This window comes from Pseudomonas songnenensis (genome assembly GCF_003696315.1).
Classification (GTDB): Bacteria; Pseudomonadota; Gammaproteobacteria; order Pseudomonadales; family Pseudomonadaceae; genus Stutzerimonas; species Stutzerimonas songnenensis.
In genome coordinates this window covers 486,023-508,170 of record NZ_RFFN01000001.1, presented here as the reverse complement: position 1 = coordinate 508,170, position 22,148 = coordinate 486,023, and the positions used below count along the sequence as shown (strand labels likewise).

The following is a 22,148-nucleotide window of genomic DNA, read 5'->3' as shown; positions in this document are numbered from 1 at the left end:
AGTCAACAAATTCACTCTCATCAAACCTGTGCGATCCACTTGCGATGGGTGTGGATCGACATCAAAACCCCGAACCCTGACAACAGGGTCACCAATGAAGTTCCACCGTAGCTTATGAAGGGCAGAGGCACCCCCACAACCGGCAGCAGCCCACTGACCATACCGATATTGACGAAAACGTAAACAAAGAAGGTCATCGTCAACGCACCGGCCAGCAGTTTTCCGAACAATGTCTGCGCCTGCACGGTGATCACCAGCCCGCGGGTGATCAGCAGGATATACACCAGCAGGAGCAGGCAGACCCCAACCAGACCGAACTCTTCGGCGAGCACGGCGATGATAAAGTCAGTGTGGCTTTCCGGCAAAAAATCCAGATGCGACTGCGTGCCAGCCAACCAGCCTTTGCCAAACACCCCACCCGAACCGATCGCCGCCTTCGACTGGATGATGTTCCAGCCGGTACCGAGCGGATCGCTCTCTGGATCGAGGAAAGTCAGCACGCGCTGTTTCTGGTAATCGCGCAACACGAAGTACCACATCGCCACGGCGATGGGCACCACGGCCGCCACCGCACTGATGATCCAGCGCCAGCGCAGCCCGCCAATGAACAGCACGAACGCGCCGGAGGCGAGAATCAACAGCGCGGTGCCAAGATCCGGCTGCTTGAGGATCAGCACGAAGGGAATCAGGATCATCGCCAGGCTGATCGCGGTGTGCTTGATGCTCGGCGGCAGGCTGCGTGAAGACAGATACCAGGCGATGGTCATCGGCATGATGATCTTCATGAACTCCGACGGCTGGAAGCGGATCACCCCGGGAATGTTGATCCATCGCGTGGCCCCCATCGCCGTGTGACCCACCACTTCCACCGCCACCAGCAACGCAACCACGCCGAGGTAACCCAGCGGCACCCAGCGCGCCATGAAACGTGGCTCGAGCTGCGCGATCACCAGCATGGCACCGAGGCCGAGGCCGAAGGAGGTGGCCTGCTTGATGACCAGGTCCCAGTTCTTGCCGCTGGCCGAATAGAGAATGAACAGGCTGCCGGCCGCCAGCACCAGCAGCAGCACCAGCAGAAGCCCATCGATATGCAGGCGCTGCAGCAGACTGGCGCGCCGGCGCAGGACGTCGTCACGCGACAGGGTGCGGTCGAAGTTGCCGCTCATGGCTTTTTCCCTTCGGCAGTCAGCGGCGGGGCGAATTCGGGCTTGAGCTTGCCCTCGTCGTCCAGCAGCCAGGCATCCATGACCTGCTTGGCCACTGGCGCAGCGACGCCGGAACCGGACTCACCGTTCTCGACCATCACCGCCACCGCAATCTTGGGGTCATGTACCGGGGCAAAGGCGACAAACAGGGCGTGGTCGCGATGGCGCTCAGCCAGCTTGGCACTGTCGTATTTCTCACCCTGGCGGATGGCGACGACCTGCGCGGTACCGCTCTTGCCGGCGATGCGATAGACCGAGGTGTCACCGACCTTGCGCGCCGTGCCGCGGGCGCCATGCAGCACCTGCTCCATGCCGTGGATGGCATGCTCCCAGTGACGCGGATCGCGCAGCTGGATGTCCGGCAGCGGATCGGGATCCACCGGCGGCTCGCCACCGATGCTGCGCGCAAGGTGCGGGCGGATCCATTTGCCGCGGGTCGCCATAAGCGCAGTGGCCTGGGCCAGCTGCAAAGGCGTGGCCTGCATGTAGCCCTGGCCGATACCGAGGATGACGGTTTCGCCGGGGTACCACGGCTGGCGGTAGCGCGCCCGCTTCCAGTCCCGCGACGGCATCAGCCCGGCGGTCTCCTCGTGCATGTCCAGCGAGACGCGCTGACCCAGGCCAAAACGGGTCATGTAGTCATGCATGCGATCGACGCCCAGCTTGTGGGCCATGTCATAGAAGTACGTGTCATTGGAACGGGCGATGGCGAGGTCCAGATCCACCCAGCCGTCGCCACTGCGGTTCCAGTTGCGATACTTGTGCTGCACGTTGGGCAGCTGGAAGAAGCCCGGATCGAAAACCCGGGTGGTCGGCGTGACTACCCCGGCGTCGAGTCCGGCGACGGCCATCATCGGCTTGATCGTCGAACCCGGCGGGTACAGTCCACGCAGCACGCGGTTGTAGAGCGGCCGATCGATGGAGTCACGCAGCTCGCCGTAGTCCTTGAAGCTGATACCGGTGACGAACAGGTTGGGGTTGAAGCTCGGCTGGCTGACCATTGCCACCACTTCACCGGTATCCGGCAGCAGCGCGACGATCGCGCCGCGGCGGCCGCCCAGCGCCTCCTCGGCGGCTTCCTGCAGATCAAGATCCAGCGACAGGGTGATGTCCTTGCCCGGGATCGGATCGGTTCGCTTGAGCACACGCAGCACGCGGCCGCGCGCGTTGGTCTCGACTTCCTCGTAGCCGACCTGGCCGTGCAGTTCATCCTCGTAGAACTTCTCGATGCCGGTCTTGCCGATGTGGTGCGTACCGGCGTAGTTGACCGGATCGAGCTGCTTGACCTCCTGCTCGTTGATTCGCCCGACGTAGCCCACCGAGTGGGCGAAGTGCGCGCCCTGCGGGTAATGCCGGACCAACTGCGCCGCCACCTCGACGCCGGGCAGGCGGAACTGGTTAACCGCGATGCGCGCGATCTGCTCTTCCGACAGCTCGTACATGATCGGCACCGGTTCGAATGGCCGGCGTCCCTGGAGCACGCGCTTCTCGAACAGGCCTCGCTCTTCCTCGCCGAGCTCGAGCACCTCGACCACCGCATCGAGCACGGTCTTCCAGTCCCCGGCACGCTCGCGGGTAACCGTCAGGCTGAAGCTAGGCCGGTTGTCGGCGATCACGCGCCCCTGCCGGTCGAAGATCAATCCGCGGTTGGGTGGAATCGGCTGCACGTGGACGCGATTGTTCTCCGATAGCGTCGAATGATGTTCGAACTGCACCACCTGCAAGTAGTACATCCGCGCCACCAGCACGCCGATCAGCAGCAGCACGACTGCAAGGCCCACGATGACGCGACGGCGCACCAGTACGGCGTCCTTCTCGTGATCCTTGAGCTGAATCGGTTGCGGCATCTTCGCGAACTACTTGTGGTAAGGATGACCGGACAGCAGCGTCCAGGCGCGGTAGATCTGTTCGCCGATCAGGATTCGCACCAGCGGATGCGGCAGGGTCAGCGGTGACAGCGACCAGCGCTGTTCGCTGCGCGCGCAGACCTCGGGCGCGAGCCCTTCCGGACCGCCAACCATGAGATTGACGTTGCGCGCATCGAGTCGCCAGCGCTCGATCTCGGCAGCCAGCTGCTCGGTGCTCCACGGCTTGCCGTGCACCTCGAGCGTGACAATGCGCTCGCCCGGCTGGACCTTGCCCAGCATGGCCTCGCCTTCCTGGCGAATCAACCGCGCCACATCCGCGTTCTTGCCGCGGGTGTTGAGCGGGATTTCGTGCAGCTCAAGCGGCAGTTCGGACGGCAGACGCTTGGCATACTCCTGCCAACCGTCCTCGACCCAACGCGGCATCTTGGAGCCGACCGCAATCAGCTTGATACGCACGGATCATTCCGAGTCGTGAGTATGCTGCGCGCGGCTCTGTTCGGCGCCCTGCCACAGACGTTCCAGGTCGTAGAACTGGCGGGTCGGCACCTGCATCACATGGACGACCACATCGTCCAGGTCGAGCAGTGCCCACTCGCCGCCCTCGAGCCCTTCGCTGCCTAGAGGGCGAACGCCCTGCTCCTTGACCTTCTCCAGCACGTTCTCGACGAGCGACTTGACGTGGCGGCTGGAGCTGCCGCTGGCGATGATCATGTAATCGGTGACGCTGGTCTTGCCGCGCACATCGATGGTGGTGATGTCCTGGCCTTTCAGATCTTCCAGGGCGGCAATCGCCAGCTGGACCAACTCTTCAGTTTGCATAACGTGAAAACAACCTCAGTTCGACGCCCGGTACAGTCCGTGCGCGTTGATATAAGCCAGTACGGCATCGGGAACCAGGAATCGGACCGACTTGCCACTGGCCAGCAATTGGCGAATCTGTGTGGCGGACACCTCCAACGGTGTCTGCCAGACGAAAGCAATCTGTCCACTACCCCCACAAAGCGCCTGGGGGTCGGACACGCTGCGCGCTGCAAGCAGATCGCGCAGTTCCTGCGGCGCCTCGCTGCCGGCATCCGGCCGCTGCAGGACAAGGATATGGCAGTAGTCGAGCAGTTCCTCCCAGCGATGCCAGGTAGGCAGCCCGCAGAAGGCATCCCAGCCCACCACCAGCAACAGCTGGTCCTGCTCGTCCAGTTCGGCGCGCAGCGATATCAGCGTGTCGATGGTGTAGGACGGTTTCTCCCGCTCCAGCTCGCGCGCGTCCACGCACAGCGGCGGCAGATCCTGCACCGCCAGGCGGACCATCGCCAGGCGATCCTGCGCCGAGCAATTGGGGGTATCACGGTGCGGCGGCCGCGCATTGGGTATCAGCCGCAGCTCGTCGAGACCGAACATCTCGGCCACTTCCAGCGCACCGCGCAAGTGACCGATGTGTACCGGATCGAAGGTGCCGCCGAGGATACCGATGCGCCGGGCGCTGCTGCCTTGGCTCATCAGGTACGAACGTGGCCGTCGCCGAAGACCACGTACTTCTCGCTGGTCAGCCCCTCGAGGCCGACCGGACCGCGAGCGTGCAGCTTGTCGGTGGAGATGCCGATCTCGGCGCCCAGGCCGTACTCGAAGCCGTCGGCGAACCGCGTCGAGGCATTGATCATCACCGACGCCGAATCTACCTCGGTGAGGAAGCGCCGGGCGTCGGTGAAGTTCTCGGTGACGATCGCATCGGTATGCTGCGAACCGTAGCGATTGATGTGCTCGATAGCCGCATCCAGCGAGTCGACGATGCGGATCGACAGGATTGGCGCGTTGTACTCGGTGGACCAGTCCTCTTCGCTGGCCTCAAGCACATCGCCACCAAGCAGGGTGCGCGTGCGCGGGCAGCCGCGCAGCTCGACGCCCTTGTCGCGGTAGATCGCGGCAAGCGGCGGCAGCACCTGCTCGGCGATGCCCGGATGCACCAGCAGCGTCTCCATGGTGTTGCACGGTGCAAAGCGCTGGGTCTTGGCGTTGTCGGCGATGCGGATGGCCTTGCCGACGTCTGCTGCCACGTCGATATAGACATGACAGATGCCGTCCAGATGCTTGATCACCGGCACCCGGGCGTCGCGGCTGATACGCTCGATCAGGCCCTTGCCGCCGCGCGGCACGATCACATCGACGAACTCCGGCATGCCGATCAGCGCGCCCACCGCCGCACGGTCGGTGGTGTCCACGACCTGCACGGCAGCAGCCGGCAAGCCGGCTTCGGCGAGGCCGAGCTGGATGCAGCGGGCGATCGCCTGGTTCGAATGGATCGCCTCGGAGCCACCACGCAGGATGGTCGCGTTGCCGGACTTCAGGCACAGGCTGGCGGCGTCGATGGTCACGTTGGGCCGCGATTCGTAGATGATTCCGACCACGCCCAGCGGCACACGCATCTTGCCGACCTGGATGCCGGAGGGCATGTAACGCATGTCGCGGATCGCGCCGATCGGATCCGGCAAGGTGGCGACCTGACGCAACCCTTCGATCATGCCGTCGATCACCTTGGGCGTCAGCGCCAGACGATCGAGCATGGCGGCGTCCAGACCATTGGCACGCCCACCCGCCAGGTCCAGCTCATTGGCGGCCACCAGCTCGTCGCGAGCCGCATCGAGTGCGGCGGCGGCAGCCTGCAGGGCGCGGTTCTTCTGCGCCGTGCTGGCGCGCGCGAGCACCCGCGAGGCCTCGCGCGCGGCGCGGCCCAGGCGGGTCATGTAATCGAGTACGGACTCGGTCATGGATCTAGCTGGCCTGACTGAAGGGAAAGCGGCTGATTATAGCTACCCCGGAGGCCTACGCACAGCAGCGCCGGGCGAAAGGCGCTCGAATGCCATACAGCCCCTGTCCGCGCGGGGCAACACTGCTCGGCCGCCAGCATGGCGCAGTATCCTCGCGGGAGGAAACCCACCGCCCTATCATCGGGTCGAAAGGCGTTCACGACGCAAGGAATTACCCATGGGCCAATGGCTCGACACCCTCACCCAATGGCTGGCGGCCAATCCGCAATGGCTGGGACTGGCACTGGTCATCGTCGCCTGCATGGAATGCCTGGCAGTGGTCGGGCTGATCATTCCAGGCACGGTCATGGTCTTCGCCATCGCCGTGCTGGCCGGCAGCGGCGTACTGACCCTGGGGCAGACGCTGCTGCTCGGATTTATCGGCGGGCTCATCGGTGACCTGCTGTCCTATGCACTCGGGCGGCGCTATCACCAGGGCATTCGCAGCTTGCGCGGTCTGCGCGATCATCCGGAATGGCTGTTGCGCGCGGAGCATTATTTTCAGCGATACGGCGTCGCCAGCCTGCTGGTGGGCCGCTTCATCGGCCCGCTGCGGCCTATGCTGCCGATGACGGCCGGCATGCTCGACATGCCATTCGGGCGCTTCCTGCTGGTCAGCCTGTGCGCTGCCGCCGGCTGGTCGATGGCATACCTGCTGCCTGGCTGGAGCGCCGGAGCAGCGATGCGCCTGCCACTGCAAGACGGTTTCTGGAGCGAGGCGGCTGTAGTCGTCGGCGCCCTGCTGATCCTGATTGGCGCGACAGCCTTCGGCAGCCTGCGGCAGTTGCGCTGGGTCAGTGCGGTGTCGGCCGGGCTGAGCGTCGCCATCCTTCTCGGGCTGTTTTTCGGCTGGCCGTACCTGAAGGAGCTCGACGAGGGCCTGCTGGCGGTAATCCAGGGTGAACGCAGCGCCACCTTCGACCGCATCATGGTGGTGATCACCCGCGCCGGAGACTTCCACACCCAGTTGTGGGCCGCGGTATTGCTCTGCGTGCTGCTGCTGACCGCACGCCAGTGGCGCGCTGCGCTGTTCGCCATTTGCACATTGCTCGGAACGGCAGTCGCCAACGGCGCACTGAAGGCCAGCTTTGCCCGGGTCCGCCCCGAAGTGCTGATGGAGCCGCTGAGCAGCTACAGCTTTCCCAGCGGACACAGCTCAGCGGCGTTCGCCTTCTTTCTGACCCTCGGAGTGCTCGCTGGCCGTGGCCAGCCACCGCGCCTGCGACTCGCCTGGCTGGTGCTGGCTAGCCTGCCCGCAACGGCGATCGCACTCTCGAGGGTCTATCTGGGCGTGCACTGGACCACGGATGTCACCGCTGGCGCGCTGCTCGCCGCGAGCATCTGCGCAGCCAGCTTGACGCTGCTGCAGTGGCGCAGCCCGCTAAGCGCGATGGCACCCAAGGTCTGGTGGCTGATCCTGCCGGCGTGCCTGGGGCTGCTCGGCGCATTCAGCGTCTGGGCGCTGCCGACGGCGATGCAGATGTACCGGTATCAGTAGAGCCCCGAACTCGCGAGTTCCGGGTGCGCCGAACTAGGCCCCATCCTGCAGCAGCTCCAGCAGACTCTGAATCTGCTCGAGCTGCTGCTCGGGCTCGTCGAGCCCGAGCAGCTCGATCTTCTGTCGAGCCTCGAACGGCAGCAGATAGGCCAGCTGACTGGCCAGGGCGGCCTGATCGCTCACCGCGCCACCCAGACCAAGGGTTTTCACCATCGGATGTTGGCCGAGCGCCGCGAGCAGCACGATCAGGTCGGCGTGGTGCTCGGCCAGCGGCTGCGGATCGGGGGCACTGCGCCAGGCCACCTCGGCAACCGTCAGCTGGTCGCGCAGCACCTCGGATGACTGGACGTCGAATCGCCTTCCACCCTCCACGCGAATGCCCAGCAGGCCGTTGGGCAGCTGCTGCCAGTCACGAATCAGCGCCTCGCAACCCACCCGGGCAAAGGATGTCGGCGCGGCGCCCACCTCGCCGCCGGCGAGGATATGCACTACACCAAAGCCATGCCCGGCCTTGAGGCACCGACTCACCATGTCGAGATAGCGCGCCTCGAAAATCTGCAGGTCGAGAACGCAACCGGGAAACAGCACGGTATCCAGCGGAAACAACGGCAATCTCATGCGGACTCCATCACAGCAACAGGGCTACCACCAGCGGCAGCAGCACCGCGGTCATCACCCCCATCAGGCTCATGGCCAGCGCCGCGAAGGCACCGCATTCGTCGCCTTCCTGCAGCGCCTGCGCGGTGCCCACGGCGTGGGCAGTCAGCCCGAGCGCAATGCCACGGGCTGCAGGATGCTGAACGCCAAAGCGGCGCAACAGTTCCGGACCGAGAATCGCACCGAGCACGCCAGTGATCATCACGAATACCGCAGCCAGCGCCACCACGCCGCCGATCTGCTCGGCCACCAGCATGGCAATCGGCGAAGTGACGGACTTGGGCGCCAGGGTCATCAGGATCATCCGATCGGCACCAAACGCCCAGGCCAGCGCCATGCCGAGCGCAGTGGCGAACACACCAGCAACCAGCAGGGTGATCACGATCGGCCCGAACAGCTCGCGAATCCGCCGCAGGTTCAGGTACAGCGGCACGGCCAGCGCAACGGTGGCCGGGCCCAGCAGCAGCGTCAGCCACTGCGCACTGATGCGGTATTCGTCATAGTCGATACCACATAGCAGGAGGATGCCGACGATCAGCGTCATCGACACTAGAACCGGCTGCAGGAATACCCAGCGGGTCTTCTCATACGCCGCATACGCCAGCTGGAAGACAGCCAGGGTAATAGCCACACCGAACAGCGGATGATGGATCAGCGCCTGCCAGGCGGCATACCAGTTCAACTCCATCATGCGGCCTCCTTGCGGCGCTGCTTGCGACGAATCAACGCCTGCATCAACCAGCCAGTGAAGACCAGCGAAACCAGCAGCGAAATCACCAGCACGCCGACGATGGCCCAGAAATCCTCGAGAATCGCCTCGGTATAAGCCATCACCCCCACCGCTGGCGGCACCAGCAAGAGCGGCAGATAGCGCAACAAGCTACTGGCCGCCAGCTGCAGCGACTCGCTCGCGCGCCCACGCGCCAGCAGACCGGCGAACAGCAATACCAGGCCGATGATCGGCCCCGGCAGCATGGGCAGGAACAGCACGTTGAGCACGGTGCCGAGCAACTGGAACGCGACCAGCCAGGTCAGACCTCTGAGCAGCATGGGAGCCTCCCGCAAAATTGCGACAGTATAAGGGCCAACGGCAACAGGTGCCCGCGCTGCGCTATGACGGGCCATTCGCAGGGCCGATGCTGGTTTGCCGGCAACCGATCGCGTGCTGATCTAGGCCGGCAATGCCGCCCGCGCCCATCGATCGCTTCGGGCGCGGCACATCCCTCTACTCAAGCTGCATTCCCTGCAGCCATACAAGAACAACCAGGAGGACACATGCCACAGGTACCCGTCGCACAGCTCAAGGATTACATCGGCAAGGAACTGGGCCACTCCGAGTGGCTGACCGTCGATCAGGAGCGCGTCAACCAGTTCGCTGACTGCACCGGCGACCACCAGTTCATCCACATCGACACCGAGAAAGCCGCGCAAACGCCGTTCGGCGGCACAATCGCCCACGGCTTCCTGTCGCTGTCGTTGCTGCCGATGCTATCTGGCGACCTTATGGTCGTGCCGGAAGGCACAAAAATGGGCGTCAACTACGGCCTGGACAGCCTGCGTTTCATCCAGCCGGTGCGCGTCGGCTCGCGGGTACGCCTGGGGCTGACACTGATCGACGCTCACGAAAAGAACCCGGGGCAGTGGCTGTTAAAGGCACGCGCCGTGATGGAGATCGAAGGCTCGGAAAAACCGGCCTATATCGCCGAAACCCTTGCCCTGTGCATCCTCTGACCATCGCGCCTGCGCAGTTGTCGCAGCCTGCCAGGTTTGCGGCATACTGCGGCCGTCTCGCCTGAGCGGATGTCCGCATGCTGCGCTTTCTCCCCTTCGTTCTGATCGCCCTACTCACCGCCTGCGGTGAAGGTGAACCTCTCACGCCGGCCAATGCGGTACTGCCGGACGGCGGCCGCTATCGCGGCGACATCGTCGACGGGCTGTTGCAAGGCGGTGGCCGCATCGACTACCCGAACGGCAGCTATTACCTCGGGCAATTCGAGGACGGTCAGTGGCACGGCCTCGGAACCTGGCACGGTGCGACCGGCGACCGCTACGAGGGCGAGTTCAAGCACGGCCTGTTCGACGGCCTCGGCCGCTTCAGCTATGCGGAGGGTGGCGTCTACGAGGGCGAATTCCAAGATGGCCGCATGCATGGCCATGGACGTTTCAGCCAGGACGGCACCGTCTACGAAGGCGAGTTCCGCGACAACCTCTACCACGGCCAGGGCAGTCTGGAATACGCCGACGGCTTCAGTCATCACGGCCAGTTCCGCAAAGGCCAGCCGGATGGCCCCGGCACACGCAGCGACGCCGATGGCCAGCTCAGCGGCCACTTCAGTGCCGGCAGCCTGAACGGCGAAGGCAGCTTCGTGACGACGCAGGGCCAGCGCTACAGTGGCCAGTTCGAAAACGACCAGTTTCACGGCCAGGGGCACTACGAAGACACCGCAGGTAACGTCTGGAGCGGCACCTTCGTGCAGGGCGAACTGACTGGCACCGGCACGCATGTCACTGACGACGGCAGCCGCTACAGCGGCCAGTTCCGCGGCTGGCGCTACCACGGTCAGGGTCGCCTCGATCGCCCCGGCGGCAGTTTCTATACCGGCAGCTTCCGTCTCGGCCACTTCCACGGCGATGGCGTGCTGACCGAGGCCGATGGCACTGAGCTTCGCGGCATTTGGCGCAACGACAGGCGTATTCGCGACGAAAAGGGGCGTGCGCTGCCAGACCCGCTCGAACTTGCCTTGCTGAATCAGGGCACGCTGCTGGAACAGGCCATCGAAGCGCTACCGCCGTCCAGCCCGGCGCAGGAGCTTTACACGCTCACCGTTGCCGGCGACGGTCGCCAGAGCGTATTCATGCGCGAAGCCGACTACGTGCAGCAGCTACTCGCCGAGCGCTTCGCCGCTCACGGCCAGCTCAGCCTGGTCAACCATCGTGACCATCTGGCCGACCGCCCGCTGGCGACCCGGGAAAACCTGGCCCGGGCCATCCGCGCACTGGTCGAGCGCAGCGGCGAGGAAGACCTGATCTTCCTCTACCTCACCAGCCATGGCTCGGCCGATCACGAACTGGTGCTGAACCAGCCGCGCCTTTCCCTGGACGACCTGCCCGCAGCCGACCTGGCGCAGACGCTCGCGCCGCTCGCCGGACGGAACACCGTGCTGGTGATCTCGGCCTGCTACTCCGGTGGTTTCATCGAGCCACTGAAGAACGAGCACATGCTGATCATGACTGCCGCACGCGCCGACCGGGTGTCCTTCGGCTGCTCCGAGCAGAGCGACTTCACCTACTTCGGTCGCGCGCTGTTCGCCGAAGCGCTGCAGGAAACCGACGATATCGTGCAAGCCTTCACGCTGGCGGCGGCAAAGGTTGCCGAACGCGAGCAGGCCGACGACTATCAGGCATCGGAACCGCAAATCTGGGCGCCGGAAACGGTCGTCCAACGCTGGCAGGAACTGCGGCAGCGGCATGCCACCCAATGATCGCCACAGGAGCAAGACCATGTATTTGACGCCCCAGCGCATTTTGCTTGCCGGCGCCACCGGACTCACTGGCGAGCATCTGCTCGATCGACTGCTCAACGAACCCACCGTCGAACGCGTGCTGGCGCCCACACGCAGACCGCTGGCGGCCCATCAGCGCCTGGACAACCCGGTTGGTGAGCTGCTGGCGCTGCTGCCAACGCTGAGCGGCGAGATCGACACGGCCTTCTGCTGCCTGGGTAGCACACTCAAGCAGGCAGGCACACAGGAAGCGTTCCGCGCCATCGATCACGACCTGGTATTGGCATTCGCCCGCCGGGCGAAGGAGATGGGCGCGCGTCACCTGCTGGTGATCAGCTCGCTGGGGGCCAATCCGGACAGCTCGATCTTCTACCTGAAGGTCAAAGGCGAAATGGAAGCGGCGCTGCAACAGCAGGACTGGCCACAGCTGACCATCGCCCGCCCCTCCCAGCTGATCGGACCGCGCCTGGAGCCGCGGCTGAGCGAACGCATCGCGGCGCCCCTGTCGCAGCTGCTACCGGGCAAGTACCACGGTATCGAGACCTGCACCCTGGCCCGTGCGCTGTGGCGGCTGGCGCTGGAAGAAGGCGACGGGCTGCGCATCGTCGAATCGGACGAGTTGCGCAAGCTGGGGAAATGACTGTCGGCGCCTCGCCAAGAGACGCCCTGTTGATCGCGGTACCACAGGGTGGGAGTCGCTTCCCACCAGGCGCCCGCCCGGTGGATCCGCACTCCGATCCCCGAGCCCTCAGGCGCCCATGCCGCCTTTTTCAGACCTTGATGAAATGCTCGCGGTAATGGCGCAGCTCGGCGATGGAGTCACGGATGTCGTCGAGCGCCAGGTGTGTGCCGCTTTTCTTGAAGCCTTCCATGATCTGCGGGGCCCAGCGCGCGGCCAGCTCCTTGAGCGTCGAGACGTCCAGGTTACGGTAGTGGAAATAGGCTTCCAGCGTCGGCATCTGCCGATAGAGGAAGCGCCGGTCCTGGCAGATGCTGTTGCCGCAGATCGGCGACTTGCCCTTGGGCACCCACTGCTCGAGGAAGGCAAGCGTCAACTGCTCGGCCTCCGCCGTGGAAATCTTGCTCTCGCGCACGCGCTGGGTCAGGCCCGAACCGCCATGCTGGCGGGTGTTCCACTCATCCATGCGCGCCAGCGTTTCATCGCTCTGGTGCACCGCGATCACCGGCCCTTCGGCCAGCACGTTGAGCTGACTGTCGGTGACGATGGTCGCCATCTCGATGATGACGTCGTTATCCGGATCCAGACCGGTCATTTCCAGGTCGATCCAGATCAGGTTCTGCGGGTTCTGCATGGCGGGCTCCTTGGCTGTGCGGCGCAGTTTAGCCGCTCGTATCGGCGCCGTCAGGTGTCGCGCTGCCTGGGTACCAGATCAGCAAGCGCGAACCGCGCCAGTCGTTCAGCTCGTGCACCTCGACCGGCTCGACCCCCGGCACCGCGAAGCTGTTGCTGATCAGCAATGCACCGGGACGCATCTCGGCGCGTGCCTTTTTCCACAAGGCAGGCATGGGCGCCGGCGAGAGGAAGCAATAGACCACGTCGTACTCGGCGAGATCGACCCGCCACAGGCTGAGCAGGCGGATATGGCAATTGCGTCGCGGCAGGCAGCGCAGCCAGGACAGCGCAAAGGTCAGCGGCGCGGTTTCCACGCCAACGAACTGCGCAGCCGGAAAGTCCTGCGCAAGACGCGACAAGCTGCCGGCCAGGCCGCTGCCCAAATCGATATAGCGAAAGTCCGCCGGCAGCTCGGTCAGCCGGTTGCGCAACTGGCGCTCGGCTTCGCGGCCAGTCAGATAGAGCGGTACGCGCTCGGTGAAGGCATTCCAGTTCAACAGCAGCAACAACGTAAACGCCCCCAGCGGCAACCAGCCCGGCACGTCGAAATCCCGCAGCAACACCAGACCCGGAACGAACATCAGGTTGATCGCCAGCCACCAGGCCGACAACCCGAGCCGGGCCCCGATCAGCGCCGCCAGACAACCCTGCGCCAGCGCGACGACGACGAGATTCGGGCGTATGCCGAGCACGCCGGCCAGCCCGAGCAACAGCAGCCAGACCGCCACCAGCGCCAGCAGTTGGGCCAGCAACGCACGCAGGACAGGCAGGCGAGTAACGACAGAAGCAGGCATGACCGACAATCGAACGGGTAATGGAACGCCAGTCTAACCCCCCGGCTTCGACGCCATACAGGCCGAAGTGGGCGCGTTGCAGCATGCTAGACTCGCTCACCAACCTCAGAGACAACCGAATTCATGGCCAAACGCCAACTCAACCGCCGACAGAACTGGCGCATCGAGAAGATTCAGGAAGAGCGCGCCGCCCGTGCTGCCCGCCGTGAAAGCCGCGCGCTCGAAGAGCTCGAAGGCGGCGATCTCGGCCCGGAACAGACCGGGCTCGTCATTGCGCATTTCGGCGTGCAGGTCGAGGTCGAGGCGCTGGAAGGTGAGCAGAGCGGCCAGGTGTTCCGCTGCCACCTGCGCGCCAACCTGCCGGCCCTGGTCACTGGCGATCGCGTGGTCTGGCGCCCCGGCAACCAGGGCATCGGCGTCATCGTCGCGCAGCTGCCGCGCCATTCGGAACTCTGCCGCCCGGACACCCGCGGCCAGCTCAAGCCGGTCGCGGCGAACGTCGACCTGATCGTCATCGTCTTCGCGCCGCTGCCCGAGCCCCACGCCAACCTGATCGATCGCTATCTGGTTGCCGCGGAGCACGCCGGCATCACACCCTTGCTGCTGCTGAACAAGGTCGACCTGATCGACGATCAGAACGAGGCCGCGCTGAATCGCCTGCTGGAGGTCTATCGGCAGCTGAACTATCCGCTGCTGGAGGTCTCGGCCCACGGCGGTGGCGGCATGGATGCGCTCAAGGAGCGACTCGACGGGCATGTCAGCGTTTTCGTTGGACAATCCGGTGTCGGCAAGTCCTCGCTGGTCAACAGCCTGTTGCCGGGGGTCGACACCCGAGTGGGAGCGCTGTCGGAAATGACCGGCAAAGGCACCCATACCACGACCACGGCACGGCTGTTCCATTTTCCCGGTGGCGGCGAGCTGATCGACTCCCCCGGCATCCGCGAATTCGGTCTGGGCCATGTCAGCCGGGCCGACGTCGAAGCGGGCTTCATCGAATTCCAGGAGCTGCTCGGGCACTGCCGCTTCCGCGACTGCAAGCATGACCGCGAACCCGGTTGCGCGCTGCTCCAGGCGCTGGAAGACGGCCGCATCCAGCCGCAACGCATGGCCAGCTACCGACACATTCTCAGCAGCCTGCCCGAGCCAGATTACTGAGGCGCCGCTTAGCGTCCGCCGGGCTGGCTGAACTGCAACACGCCGTCTTCGAAGATGTTCAGCCGCTCGCGCAGCTGGGGCGCCTGTAGCGGTTCCTGCACCACCGGTGCGGCGCCTTCCGCCGGCACCGCACCTTCGACCGCGTCAGATTGCTCACCCTCGATCGAACGCTGCGCCTTCTTGGTCAGCACCAGGATGTCGATACGGCGGTTGACCGGATTGAAGGGATCCTTGCGATCGAACAACGCCGACGACGCATAGCCCACCACCCTTGCGATCTGTTCTTCGGGATAGCCGCCGATTACCAGCGTGCGGCGCGCGGCATTGGCGCGGCCCGATGAAAGCTCCCAGTTGCCGAAATCACCGCGCCCAGAATACGGCTTGGCATCGGTATGGCCGCTGATACTGATCTTGTTCGGCACAGCCGCAATGGTGTCGACCAGCGCCAGCAGAATGTCTTCGAAATACGGCTGCAGCTGCGCACTGCCAAGGGCGAACATCGGCCGGTTCTCGGCATCCATGATCTGAATGCGCAGGCCGTCCTGGGTGATTTCGAAGAGGATCTGGTCCTTGAACTTCTGCAGCTCGGGATTCTCATCAACCTTGTTCTGCAGCTCCTGGAGCAGCAGCTCGAGGCGTTCGCGCTCGATCTGCTCGGCGAAGGTCTCGGCCTGCTGGGCGTCGATCTGCGCCTCGCTCTGGGCTGGTTCCAGCTCCGGGTTGAGGGTGCGATCCGGCGATGGCGTCGGCGTGCCGCCCAGATCGATCACATGCGGGCTGGCGCTCTCGGTGAAGCCAATCGGATCCTGAAAGTAGCCTGAGATAAGTTTCTTCTGCTCCGGCGTGGCCGAGCTCATCAGCCACATCACCAGAAAGAACGCCATCATCGCCGTTGCGAAGTCGGCAAACGCGATCTTCCAGGCGCCGCCGTGATGACCGCCAGCGACCTTCTTGACCCGCTTGACGATGATCGGTTGGGTGTTGTCCATGGTGAACCTTTAGGCGCCACGCATGGCTTGTTCGAGCTCGGCGAAGCTCGGGCGGTGGGCGGGATAAAGAACCTTGCGCCCGAACTCGACGGCCAGCGTCGGCGGCATGCCGGAGGCCGAGGCAACCAGCGTCGCCTTGATCGCCTCGTAAACGTTCAGCTCTTCCTTGGCATCGTGTTCCAACGCCGCGGCCAGCGGGCCGAAGAAGCCGTAGGAAGCGAGGATTCCGAGAAAAGTCCCTACCAGCGCCGAGCCCACCTTGTAACCGATCATCGCGTTATCGGCTTCGGCCAGGATGGACATGGTGATCACGATACCCAGCACCGCCGCGACGATACCCATCGCGGGCAGGCCGTCCGCGACCTTGCTGACGGCATGGGAGGGATGATCGAGCTCTTCCTTCAGGCTGTTCAGCTCCATGTCGAACAGGCCTTCGAGCTCATGGGGCGCCATGTTGCCCGACGACATGATGCGCAGGTAATCACAGGTGAAGGCGGTCATCCGCTCGTCCTGCAGGAAACCAGGGTACTTACTGAACAGCGGGCTCGCGGCCGGATCTTCCAGGTCGGCCTCGATCGCCATCATGCCTTCACGGCGACTCTTGTTGAGAATCGAGTAGAGCAGGCTGAGCACTTCCAGGTAGTACGCATGGGTGAAGCGTGTGCTGAACATCTTCAGCGACTTCTTGAACACCAGCATGGTGGTGCTGGCGGGATTGGCCTGCAGAAAGCCACCCAGCGCCGCACCGCCGATGATCATCACTTCGAATGGATGGATGAGCGCGCCGATCTTGCCGCCGGATAGAACAAACCCGCCCAGCACGCTGGCGAACACGACGATGATGCCGATGATTTTGACCATAGAGGTACGTCTGAAACCTGGTTACGAGCTGTCCGGGACCGCAGGCAGAAACCGCCCTGAATTGCCGCCAGACGGCCTTGCAGAAGGAATGTTGGAAGAATTGTTCTGGTTATCGGAACTTTTGCGCCAGACTAAAGGCCATCCCGATGAAAAGCCAGTTCGGTCATGACCACCACACCACCGTTGCCCCGCACCATACCCGCCTGGATCAAGCTGCTCGATGATGCTCCGCTGCCAGCATTCGCCGATGTTCATGCCCGCGTGCGTCTGGCGTTGCGCGATAGCAGCAAGTCGATGCGGCAGATCGCCGAGCTGATCCAGAGCAGCCCGGTGCTGGCACTGCGCTTCATACAGGAAGCCAACCGCGGCATTGGTGACGGGCAGCCTGCCGAAAGCCTGGAGGTGGCGCTCAGCCGCATCGGCCTGCAACGCGCGGAAGTCCTGCTGACGCGCATTCCCGCGATGGAAGCCGATGCGATGCCGCTGCCTCTGCGCCAACTGGTGCTGATCAGCCGCCACGCCAGCCAGCAGGCCAACGGTCTGTTTGCCGCGCGACTGGCAAGGCTGTGGCAGGACATCCACTGGGGTAGCCTGCTGTTCCTCGCGCCCGCCTGGGCGCTGGTCGGGGCCTTTCCGCAGCTGCTGGATAGCTGGGAGCAGCGGGTACTGGTCAAGGGTGAGCCGGCCAGCCGTGTCGAGCGCGAACTGCTCGGAGTGCCGCTGCTGGAGTTGTGCCTCAAGCTCGCCGAACACTGGCGCCTGCCGGATTGGGTCATCCAGGGCTACCGCCTGCTCGGTGGTGACCGACGCATGCTGATCAAGGCGCTGCATATCGCCCGCGACAATGAACACCCGTTGCATCAGCAGCAGATGCTCGATGCCGACCCGGATCTGCGCCGCTGGGTGACCCTGCCGAGCAACACCATCGTCCTGGCCAATGGCCTGGCGCTGTCTTCGCACCACAGCTGGGGAGGCGTGCACAGCTTGCGCTGGCAGCGTCTGGCCGGATTGTATCTGCAGGTCCCGCTGGGCGAATTGCAACAGATGGTGCATCAGCAGGCCGTGATCAGCGCACGTGAGTTTGGCCGAACCGATCTCTGGCATCCGGCCCAGGGGCTGCTGTGGCCTACCGGAAGCCGTTTCCAGACGCTGCGAGCGGCTCCGGCGTCCAACGAAGCCGAACTCGCCGAATGGCGTGAGCAGTGCCGTCGCCTGCTCAGCGAGCCAACGCCATTCAGCAACGTGCTGCAACTGACGGCCTGTGCCAGTCAGGCGATGACCTGCGCCGGCCTGCAGCGCTCGCTGATCATGCTGGTCGATCGCAAGCAGAACCGTCTCGTCGCCCAGCAATGCGTCGGCCTGCCGGGCGATGCCGCGCGCCTGACCCTGACGGCGGAACAGAGCCAGATCCTGCGCCGATTGCTGGAAAAGCCTGCGCAACTGCGCCTGCAACCGACCAATATGGCGCAGTTTTCCGCATTGCTGCCGGGCACGCTGAAGGCCCTGTTTGCCGGAGAACACCTGCTGTTGCGCTCGCTGGGTATCGATGGCCGCGTGCTGATGCTGATCGTTGCCGACCAGAACGGCGCGGCCATTTCCGATGCAACGCTGCAAACATTCACTAAAACATCCCAGTGCATCGAGCGCGCATTGAGTCTTTTCAGCAGGCGCGGGGCCTGAGCTTTTTCGCTAGACTTCGCCACTTCTACGACTAGTCGAGGCCTGCCGTGTCCGCCTTTTCCAACCTGCCGCTGGTGATCGAGCCCGCCGACCTGGCCCCGCGTCTTGATGCGCCCGAGCTGATCCTGGTCGACCTGACCAGTGCTTCGCGTTACGCCGAAGGCCATCTGCCTGGCGCTCGCTTCGTCGATCCCAAACAGACGCAACTCGGCCAGCCACCGGCGCCCGGTCTGCTTCCGCCACAGGCTCAGCTGGAGCGGCTGTTCGGCGAACTGGGCCATCGGGCCGATGCCGTCTATGTGGTCTACGACGACGAAGGCGGCGGCTGGGCCGGACGCTTCATCTGGCTACTCGACGTGATTGGCCATCACCGCTATCACTACCTCAACGGCGGGCTGCGCGCCTGGCTGGAGGAAGCGCGTCCGCTGACGCAGGAAGTGCCCGCAGCGGCATCCGGCTCACCAAGCCTGACGCTGGACGACGCCCCCACCGCAACCCGCGCCTACATCGAAAGCCGTCTCGGTGCCGAGGACCTGCTGATCTGGGATGCGCGCTCGCCGGCTGAATACCGCGGCGAGAAGCTCTTCGCCGCCCGGGGAGGTCATATTCCCGGCGCAATCAACTTCGAGTGGACGGCCGCCATGGACCCCGCCCGCGCGTTGCGCATCCGCGAGGACATCGCCGAGCGCCTGCTGGCACTGGGCATCGCTCCGGAGAAGGAAATCGTCACCCACTGCCAGACTCACCACCGCTCAGGCTTCACCTACCTGCTGGCCAAGGCCCTGGGCTATCCCCGCGTCAAGGGCTATGCCGGTTCCTGGGCCGAATGGGGCAACCTGCCCGACACCCCGGTGCAGCAATGAAAAGGACACACATGAAAGACCGCCTGTTCGTCATCAGCCAATACGTGCTGCCGCATCACCTCATCTCGCGCCTGGCCGGTTGCCTGGCCGAATGCCGCTTGCCCTGGGTGAAGAACACGTTCATCAAGTGGTTCGTCCGTCATTTCCAGGTCGACATGCGCGAAGCGCAAACCGAAGAGCCCACTGCATACGAACACTTCAACGCCTTCTTCACCCGCGCCCTGAAGGATGGCGCGCGCCCGCTGGACACCACCCCCGGTGCGATTCTCAACCCCTGTGACGGCGCCATCAGTCAGCTCGGCCGGATCGAGCAGGGCCGCATCTTCCAGGCCAAGGGTCACAGCTTCAGCGCCATGGAGCTGCTCGGCGGTGATCACGAGCGCGCCGCGCCTTTCATGGGCGGAGCTTTCGCCACCGTCTATCTATCGCCCAAGGATTACCACCGCGTCCATATGCCGGTCAGCGGAACGCTGCGCGAAATGGTCTACGTGCCAGGACGGATCTTCTCGGTCAACACCGTCACCGCCCAGGGCGTACCGGAACTCTTCGCCCGCAACGAACGGGTGGTCTGCCTGTTCGACACCGAGCACGGCCCCATGGCCATGGTGCTGGTCGGCGCCATGATCGTCGCCAGCATTGAAACCGTCTGGGCAGGGCTGGTCACACCACCCAAGCGCACCTTGAAGACCTTCCGCTACGACGAAGCGGCGCGCGCGCCCATTCACCTGGAGAAGGGTGCGGAGATGGGCCGCTTCAAGCTGGGGTCTACCGTCATTCTGCTTTTCGGACCGGACCAGGTGCGCTGGGCCGAACAACTGGGTCCGCTGAGCCCGGTTTGCATGGGCGAAGCGCTGGGACAGGCCGCGGCCACCTCGACCATCGAGTTGATCGAGCCGACGGAGCTGAGCTAACCAAGCCAATCGAGCCAACGGGCTGGCGCGACAATTCGGTAGTCAACGGGTGCCGAATGTCGGGTAATATCACCGAGCCATCATTTAGTCCTGCCCTGCGCGGCAGATATTGATAGAGTTCACATTTACCTATGCCCTGAGCCGCCGCGGAGCCCTCCCGTTTTGGATAGACAGAGCCACCATCTGCTGTTGCGCGCACCCGCACCGACTCGGCAGAGCCTGTCCTTCTGCGACGCCAGCGTTCGCGGGGTAACAGGCTGGCTTGCCGGGTTGCCCAAGGCCAACATCGGCGAAACCGCGCGACAGCTCTATCAGGCGCTGATCGAGCTCAACCAGCTGCGCATCGCCTCGGAAACGCGCCTGCAGTTGCTCGAGCTGCTGCGACCGGACGTTCAGTTCGTCTGCACACAGCTGGAAAAGCACTACGTCAACCAGCCTATCGTCCTCAGTGAGCGCCCCCGCAAGGTTGCGGGGCTCTGCCAGGCGCTGCAGAACCACCTTGCGGTCGGTTACAAGCTGATCGTCGTGCGCGTGGTCGCGCAGCCCGAGCGGGACCGCCAGCAGCTGCTCTCGGTCGCCCTGCAACGCGCCATACACAGCCTGGGCGCTCTACTGATCCGCTCCACTCAACTCTATGGTCCGGCCGCTCCCGGCCTGTGGCTTGAACTGCATCAGCTCTACCAACTGGCAGTCGAGCAGGGGACCGAGCGCCTCCTCATCCGCGACCCGCTGGCGCGCCATGCCCAGGGACTGAGCGCGGAACAGAGCTACCTGGCGTCTCTGTTGCTCGGCTGTGCCCGCTGCAACCAGATGCGCCAGCAGAGCATCGTCAGGCTTGCTGCTGCGCTAGAGGCTTGGAGCGCGATGGCCAGCGTCCAGGCTGCCAACGTGCCGAGCAGCCTGTTCCTGTTCTCGCCGGTGGTCGACGGGCCGCCGCGCTACCGATCGCTGTTTCCGGGCCGCGAGCAGCAGAACCTGCTCGGCATCGACACCTCGACGCTGGTCGAGGTCATCGACGAACATCTGCGACTGGCTGCCGACAACCGTCAGCTGACGCGCCTTCCCGCAGCAATGGGGCTGGATGATGACCTGCTGCGCCATCTGAGCTCGGCCTGGGGTGCCATTTCCGAGCGCACTTTCCAGCGCATTCCGGCCCAAGGCACGATGACCCTGTGTATCGGCATGACTGCACTGCATTACGAGCTTGCCGGCCAACGGCCGTTCAACGAGGTGCTCGAGTTGCCGCGCAGCTCCAATTGCGCTGTGTTCAAGTTGCACAATGGCGCGGCGGACGTCTGGGCCAACGCTTTCGATGCGCAAAGCAGCAGCGCCGAGCTGCTGCCGATGCACGACCACATCGAATTCGTCAGGCCCGACCTTCCCCGCCCAGCGCCTGCAGCCCGCGCGCAAACTGCCGCCAGCGCATCGCCTCAGCGCTCGGCCACAACGGAAAGCTATCCCATCTACCAGATCCAGCTCGTGGACCACAGCCCCGGCGGCTACTGCCTGGCATGGGAGGGGGAAGTGCCGAGCCAGCTACAGACCGGTGAGCTACTGGGGCTGCGCGAAGGCGCCGCGCAGAGCTGGAGCATTGCCGTAGTGCGCTGGATTCGCCAGGTCCGTGGCGGAAGCACCCAGATGGGGGTCGAGCTGATCGCTCCGCAGGCGCTTCCATGTGGGCTGCGCCTGCTGCGCAAGGTGGATCAGGGTAGCGAATATCTCAGGGCGCTACTGCTGCCAGAAATCACGGCAATTTCTCAGCCGGCGATGCTGATCGCTCCACGCCTGCCCTTCCAGGAAGGCCACAAGGTGCAGATCAACCGTAACGGTGAGGAACAGCGCGCCGTACTTGACCGCCGCCGGGCTAGCATGGGCAACTACAACCAGTTCGAGTACCGCACCATCGGACAGGTTTCAACGGGGCGAGAGACCCCCGTCACAGGCTGGAAAGGCCACACGACAAGCGGGGATGAAGATTTTGACTCACTCTGGAAGTCGCTGTAGATTGCCGA

22 protein-coding genes are annotated in these 22,148 nt (G+C 64.4%); 9 read left to right on the top strand and 13 right to left on the bottom strand.

Features of this window, described 5'->3' with window-relative positions:
* Positions 1-20: 20 nt before the first annotated feature.
* The 6 genes from rodA to EA798_RS02275 are packed head-to-tail and all read right to left on the bottom strand — an operon-like array spanning position 21 to position 5,832.
* Positions 21-1,124 carry a rod shape-determining protein RodA gene (gene rodA / locus EA798_RS02300; protein WP_204156853.1) on the bottom strand — a complete coding sequence of 368 codons (1,104 nt, stop codon included), beginning with the start codon at positions 1,122-1,124 and terminating at the stop codon, positions 21-23.
* A 38-nt stretch (positions 1,125-1,162) separates the two neighbouring features.
* A complete protein-coding gene (gene mrdA, locus EA798_RS02295) occupies positions 1,163-3,052 on the bottom strand; it encodes a penicillin-binding protein 2 (RefSeq protein WP_106157466.1) in 1,890 nt (629 codons plus the stop codon).
* Between the two features lie 9 nt (positions 3,053-3,061).
* Positions 3,062-3,529 carry a 23S rRNA (pseudouridine(1915)-N(3))-methyltransferase RlmH gene (rlmH, locus tag EA798_RS02290; protein ID WP_122097913.1) on the bottom strand — a complete coding sequence of 156 codons (468 nt, stop codon included), beginning with the start codon at positions 3,527-3,529 and terminating at the stop codon, positions 3,062-3,064.
* 3 nt (positions 3,530-3,532) lie between these two features.
* On the bottom strand, positions 3,533-3,892 hold the full coding sequence (rsfS, locus tag EA798_RS02285; RefSeq protein ID WP_106157464.1) for a ribosome silencing factor: 360 nt from the start codon (positions 3,890-3,892) through the stop codon (positions 3,533-3,535).
* 15 nt (positions 3,893-3,907) lie between these two features.
* Complete coding sequence (gene nadD, locus EA798_RS02280; RefSeq protein ID WP_106157463.1) at positions 3,908-4,567, bottom strand: nicotinate-nucleotide adenylyltransferase; 660 nt, start codon at positions 4,565-4,567, stop codon at positions 3,908-3,910.
* Positions 4,567-5,832 carry a glutamate-5-semialdehyde dehydrogenase gene (locus EA798_RS02275; RefSeq protein WP_122097912.1) on the bottom strand — a complete coding sequence of 422 codons (1,266 nt, stop codon included), beginning with the start codon at positions 5,830-5,832 and terminating at the stop codon, positions 4,567-4,569. The genes nadD and EA798_RS02275 overlap by 1 nt, the downstream gene beginning before the upstream one ends.
* A 217-nt stretch (positions 5,833-6,049) precedes the next feature.
* On the opposite strand from EA798_RS02275, the gene EA798_RS02270 reads away from it, so the two are divergent.
* A complete protein-coding gene (locus EA798_RS02270) occupies positions 6,050-7,369 on the top strand; it encodes a bifunctional DedA family/phosphatase PAP2 family protein (RefSeq protein ID WP_122097911.1) in 1,320 nt (439 codons plus the stop codon).
* A 33-nt stretch (positions 7,370-7,402) separates the two neighbouring features.
* Here EA798_RS02270 and EA798_RS02265 read toward each other — a convergent pair whose 3' ends face one another.
* From EA798_RS02265 to EA798_RS02255, 3 genes are read right to left on the bottom strand one after another with little or no spacing between them, the layout of a single operon-like run.
* Positions 7,403-7,987 (bottom strand): LON peptidase substrate-binding domain-containing protein, encoded by a 585-nt coding sequence (locus EA798_RS02265; RefSeq protein WP_122097910.1) that lies wholly within the window; start codon positions 7,985-7,987, stop codon positions 7,403-7,405.
* Positions 7,988-7,997: 10 nt separating this feature from the next.
* Entirely contained in the window at positions 7,998-8,708 is a 711-nt protein-coding gene (locus EA798_RS02260) for an LrgB family protein (RefSeq protein ID WP_165362463.1), read from the bottom strand.
* Between the two features lie 5 nt (positions 8,709-8,713).
* Complete coding sequence (locus EA798_RS02255) at positions 8,714-9,076, bottom strand: CidA/LrgA family protein (RefSeq protein ID WP_106157458.1); 363 nt, start codon at positions 9,074-9,076, stop codon at positions 8,714-8,716.
* Positions 9,077-9,301: 225 nt separating this feature from the next.
* Here EA798_RS02255 and EA798_RS02250 point away from each other — a divergent pair, with 225 nt between their 5' ends.
* The 3 genes from EA798_RS02250 to EA798_RS02240 all read left to right on the top strand — a co-directional run bounded on the left by EA798_RS02250 (position 9,302) and on the right by EA798_RS02240 (position 12,169).
* Positions 9,302-9,757, top strand: coding sequence for a MaoC family dehydratase (locus EA798_RS02250; protein ID WP_106157457.1), 456 nt, complete (start codon positions 9,302-9,304; stop codon positions 9,755-9,757).
* A gap of 77 nt (positions 9,758-9,834) precedes the next feature.
* Complete coding sequence (locus EA798_RS02245) at positions 9,835-11,508, top strand: C13 family peptidase (protein WP_122097909.1); 1,674 nt, start codon at positions 9,835-9,837, stop codon at positions 11,506-11,508.
* 19 nt (positions 11,509-11,527) lie between these two features.
* Positions 11,528-12,169, top strand: coding sequence for an oxidoreductase (locus tag EA798_RS02240; RefSeq protein WP_106157455.1), 642 nt, complete (start codon positions 11,528-11,530; stop codon positions 12,167-12,169).
* 130 nt (positions 12,170-12,299) lie between these two features.
* On the opposite strand, the gene orn is transcribed toward EA798_RS02240, so the two are convergent.
* Both orn and EA798_RS02230 read right to left on the bottom strand, forming a co-directional pair.
* On the bottom strand, positions 12,300-12,842 hold the full coding sequence (gene orn, locus EA798_RS02235; protein WP_122097908.1) for an oligoribonuclease: 543 nt from the start codon (positions 12,840-12,842) through the stop codon (positions 12,300-12,302).
* Between the two features lie 28 nt (positions 12,843-12,870).
* Complete coding sequence (locus tag EA798_RS02230) at positions 12,871-13,677, bottom strand: class I SAM-dependent methyltransferase (RefSeq protein WP_106157453.1); 807 nt, start codon at positions 13,675-13,677, stop codon at positions 12,871-12,873.
* A 123-nt stretch (positions 13,678-13,800) separates the two neighbouring features.
* Between EA798_RS02230 and rsgA the strand changes: the two genes are divergently transcribed.
* Positions 13,801-14,832, top strand: a complete 1,032-nt coding sequence (gene rsgA, locus EA798_RS02225) for a small ribosomal subunit biogenesis GTPase RsgA (RefSeq protein ID WP_122097907.1) — start codon at positions 13,801-13,803, stop codon at positions 14,830-14,832.
* Between the two features lie 8 nt (positions 14,833-14,840).
* Here rsgA and motB read toward each other — a convergent pair whose 3' ends face one another.
* Both motB and motA read right to left on the bottom strand, forming a co-directional pair.
* On the bottom strand, positions 14,841-15,821 hold the full coding sequence (gene motB, locus EA798_RS02220) for a flagellar motor protein MotB (RefSeq protein ID WP_122097906.1): 981 nt from the start codon (positions 15,819-15,821) through the stop codon (positions 14,841-14,843).
* Positions 15,822-15,830: 9 nt separating this feature from the next.
* On the bottom strand, positions 15,831-16,682 hold the full coding sequence (motA, locus tag EA798_RS02215; RefSeq protein WP_106157450.1) for a flagellar motor stator protein MotA: 852 nt from the start codon (positions 16,680-16,682) through the stop codon (positions 15,831-15,833).
* A gap of 165 nt (positions 16,683-16,847) precedes the next feature.
* On the opposite strand from motA, the gene EA798_RS02210 reads away from it, so the two are divergent.
* From EA798_RS02210 to EA798_RS02195, 4 genes are all read left to right on the top strand, one after another.
* On the top strand, positions 16,848-18,362 hold the full coding sequence (locus EA798_RS02210; protein ID WP_122097905.1) for an HDOD domain-containing protein: 1,515 nt from the start codon (positions 16,848-16,850) through the stop codon (positions 18,360-18,362).
* Positions 18,363-18,409: 47 nt separating this feature from the next.
* The gene (locus EA798_RS02205; protein WP_122097904.1) at positions 18,410-19,225 is read left to right on the top strand and encodes a rhodanese-like domain-containing protein; all 816 of its coding nucleotides are present in this window, start codon (positions 18,410-18,412) and stop codon (positions 19,223-19,225) included.
* A gap of 11 nt (positions 19,226-19,236) precedes the next feature.
* The gene (asd, locus tag EA798_RS02200; protein ID WP_122097903.1) at positions 19,237-20,136 is read left to right on the top strand and encodes an archaetidylserine decarboxylase; all 900 of its coding nucleotides are present in this window, start codon (positions 19,237-19,239) and stop codon (positions 20,134-20,136) included.
* A gap of 162 nt (positions 20,137-20,298) precedes the next feature.
* Complete coding sequence (locus tag EA798_RS02195) at positions 20,299-22,140, top strand: molecular chaperone (protein WP_122097902.1); 1,842 nt, start codon at positions 20,299-20,301, stop codon at positions 22,138-22,140.
* Positions 22,141-22,148 lie beyond the last annotated feature (8 nt).

Bases quoted from the DNA above. Each gene is read 5' to 3' on its own strand.
- mrdA (WP_106157466.1), bottom strand. From the start codon at position 3,052: ATGCCGCAACCGATTCAGCTCAAGGATCACGAGAAGGACGCCGTACTG.
- rsfS (WP_106157464.1), bottom strand. From the start codon at position 3,892: ATGCAAACTGAAGAGTTGGTCCAGCTGGCGATTGCCGCCCTGGAAGAT.
- nadD (WP_106157463.1), bottom strand. From the start codon at position 4,567: ATGAGCCAAGGCAGCAGCGCCCGGCGCATCGGTATCCTCGGCGGCACC.
- EA798_RS02275 (WP_122097912.1), bottom strand. From the start codon at position 5,832: ATGACCGAGTCCGTACTCGATTACATGACCCGCCTGGGCCGCGCCGCG.
- EA798_RS02270 (WP_122097911.1), top strand. From the start codon at position 6,050: ATGGGCCAATGGCTCGACACCCTCACCCAATGGCTGGCGGCCAATCCG.
- EA798_RS02265 (WP_122097910.1), bottom strand. From the start codon at position 7,987: ATGAGATTGCCGTTGTTTCCGCTGGATACCGTGCTGTTTCCCGGTTGC.
- EA798_RS02255 (WP_106157458.1), bottom strand. From the start codon at position 9,076: ATGCTGCTCAGAGGTCTGACCTGGCTGGTCGCGTTCCAGTTGCTCGGC.
- EA798_RS02250 (WP_106157457.1), top strand. From the start codon at position 9,302: ATGCCACAGGTACCCGTCGCACAGCTCAAGGATTACATCGGCAAGGAA.
- EA798_RS02245 (WP_122097909.1), top strand. From the start codon at position 9,835: ATGCTGCGCTTTCTCCCCTTCGTTCTGATCGCCCTACTCACCGCCTGC.
- EA798_RS02240 (WP_106157455.1), top strand. From the start codon at position 11,528: ATGTATTTGACGCCCCAGCGCATTTTGCTTGCCGGCGCCACCGGACTC.
- orn (WP_122097908.1), bottom strand. From the start codon at position 12,842: ATGCAGAACCCGCAGAACCTGATCTGGATCGACCTGGAAATGACCGGT.
- EA798_RS02230 (WP_106157453.1), bottom strand. From the start codon at position 13,677: ATGCCTGCTTCTGTCGTTACTCGCCTGCCTGTCCTGCGTGCGTTGCTG.
- rsgA (WP_122097907.1), top strand. From the start codon at position 13,801: ATGGCCAAACGCCAACTCAACCGCCGACAGAACTGGCGCATCGAGAAG.
- motB (WP_122097906.1), bottom strand. From the start codon at position 15,821: ATGGACAACACCCAACCGATCATCGTCAAGCGGGTCAAGAAGGTCGCT.
- motA (WP_106157450.1), bottom strand. From the start codon at position 16,682: ATGGTCAAAATCATCGGCATCATCGTCGTGTTCGCCAGCGTGCTGGGC.
- EA798_RS02210 (WP_122097905.1), top strand. From the start codon at position 16,848: ATGACCACCACACCACCGTTGCCCCGCACCATACCCGCCTGGATCAAG.
- asd (WP_122097903.1), top strand. From the start codon at position 19,237: ATGAAAGACCGCCTGTTCGTCATCAGCCAATACGTGCTGCCGCATCAC.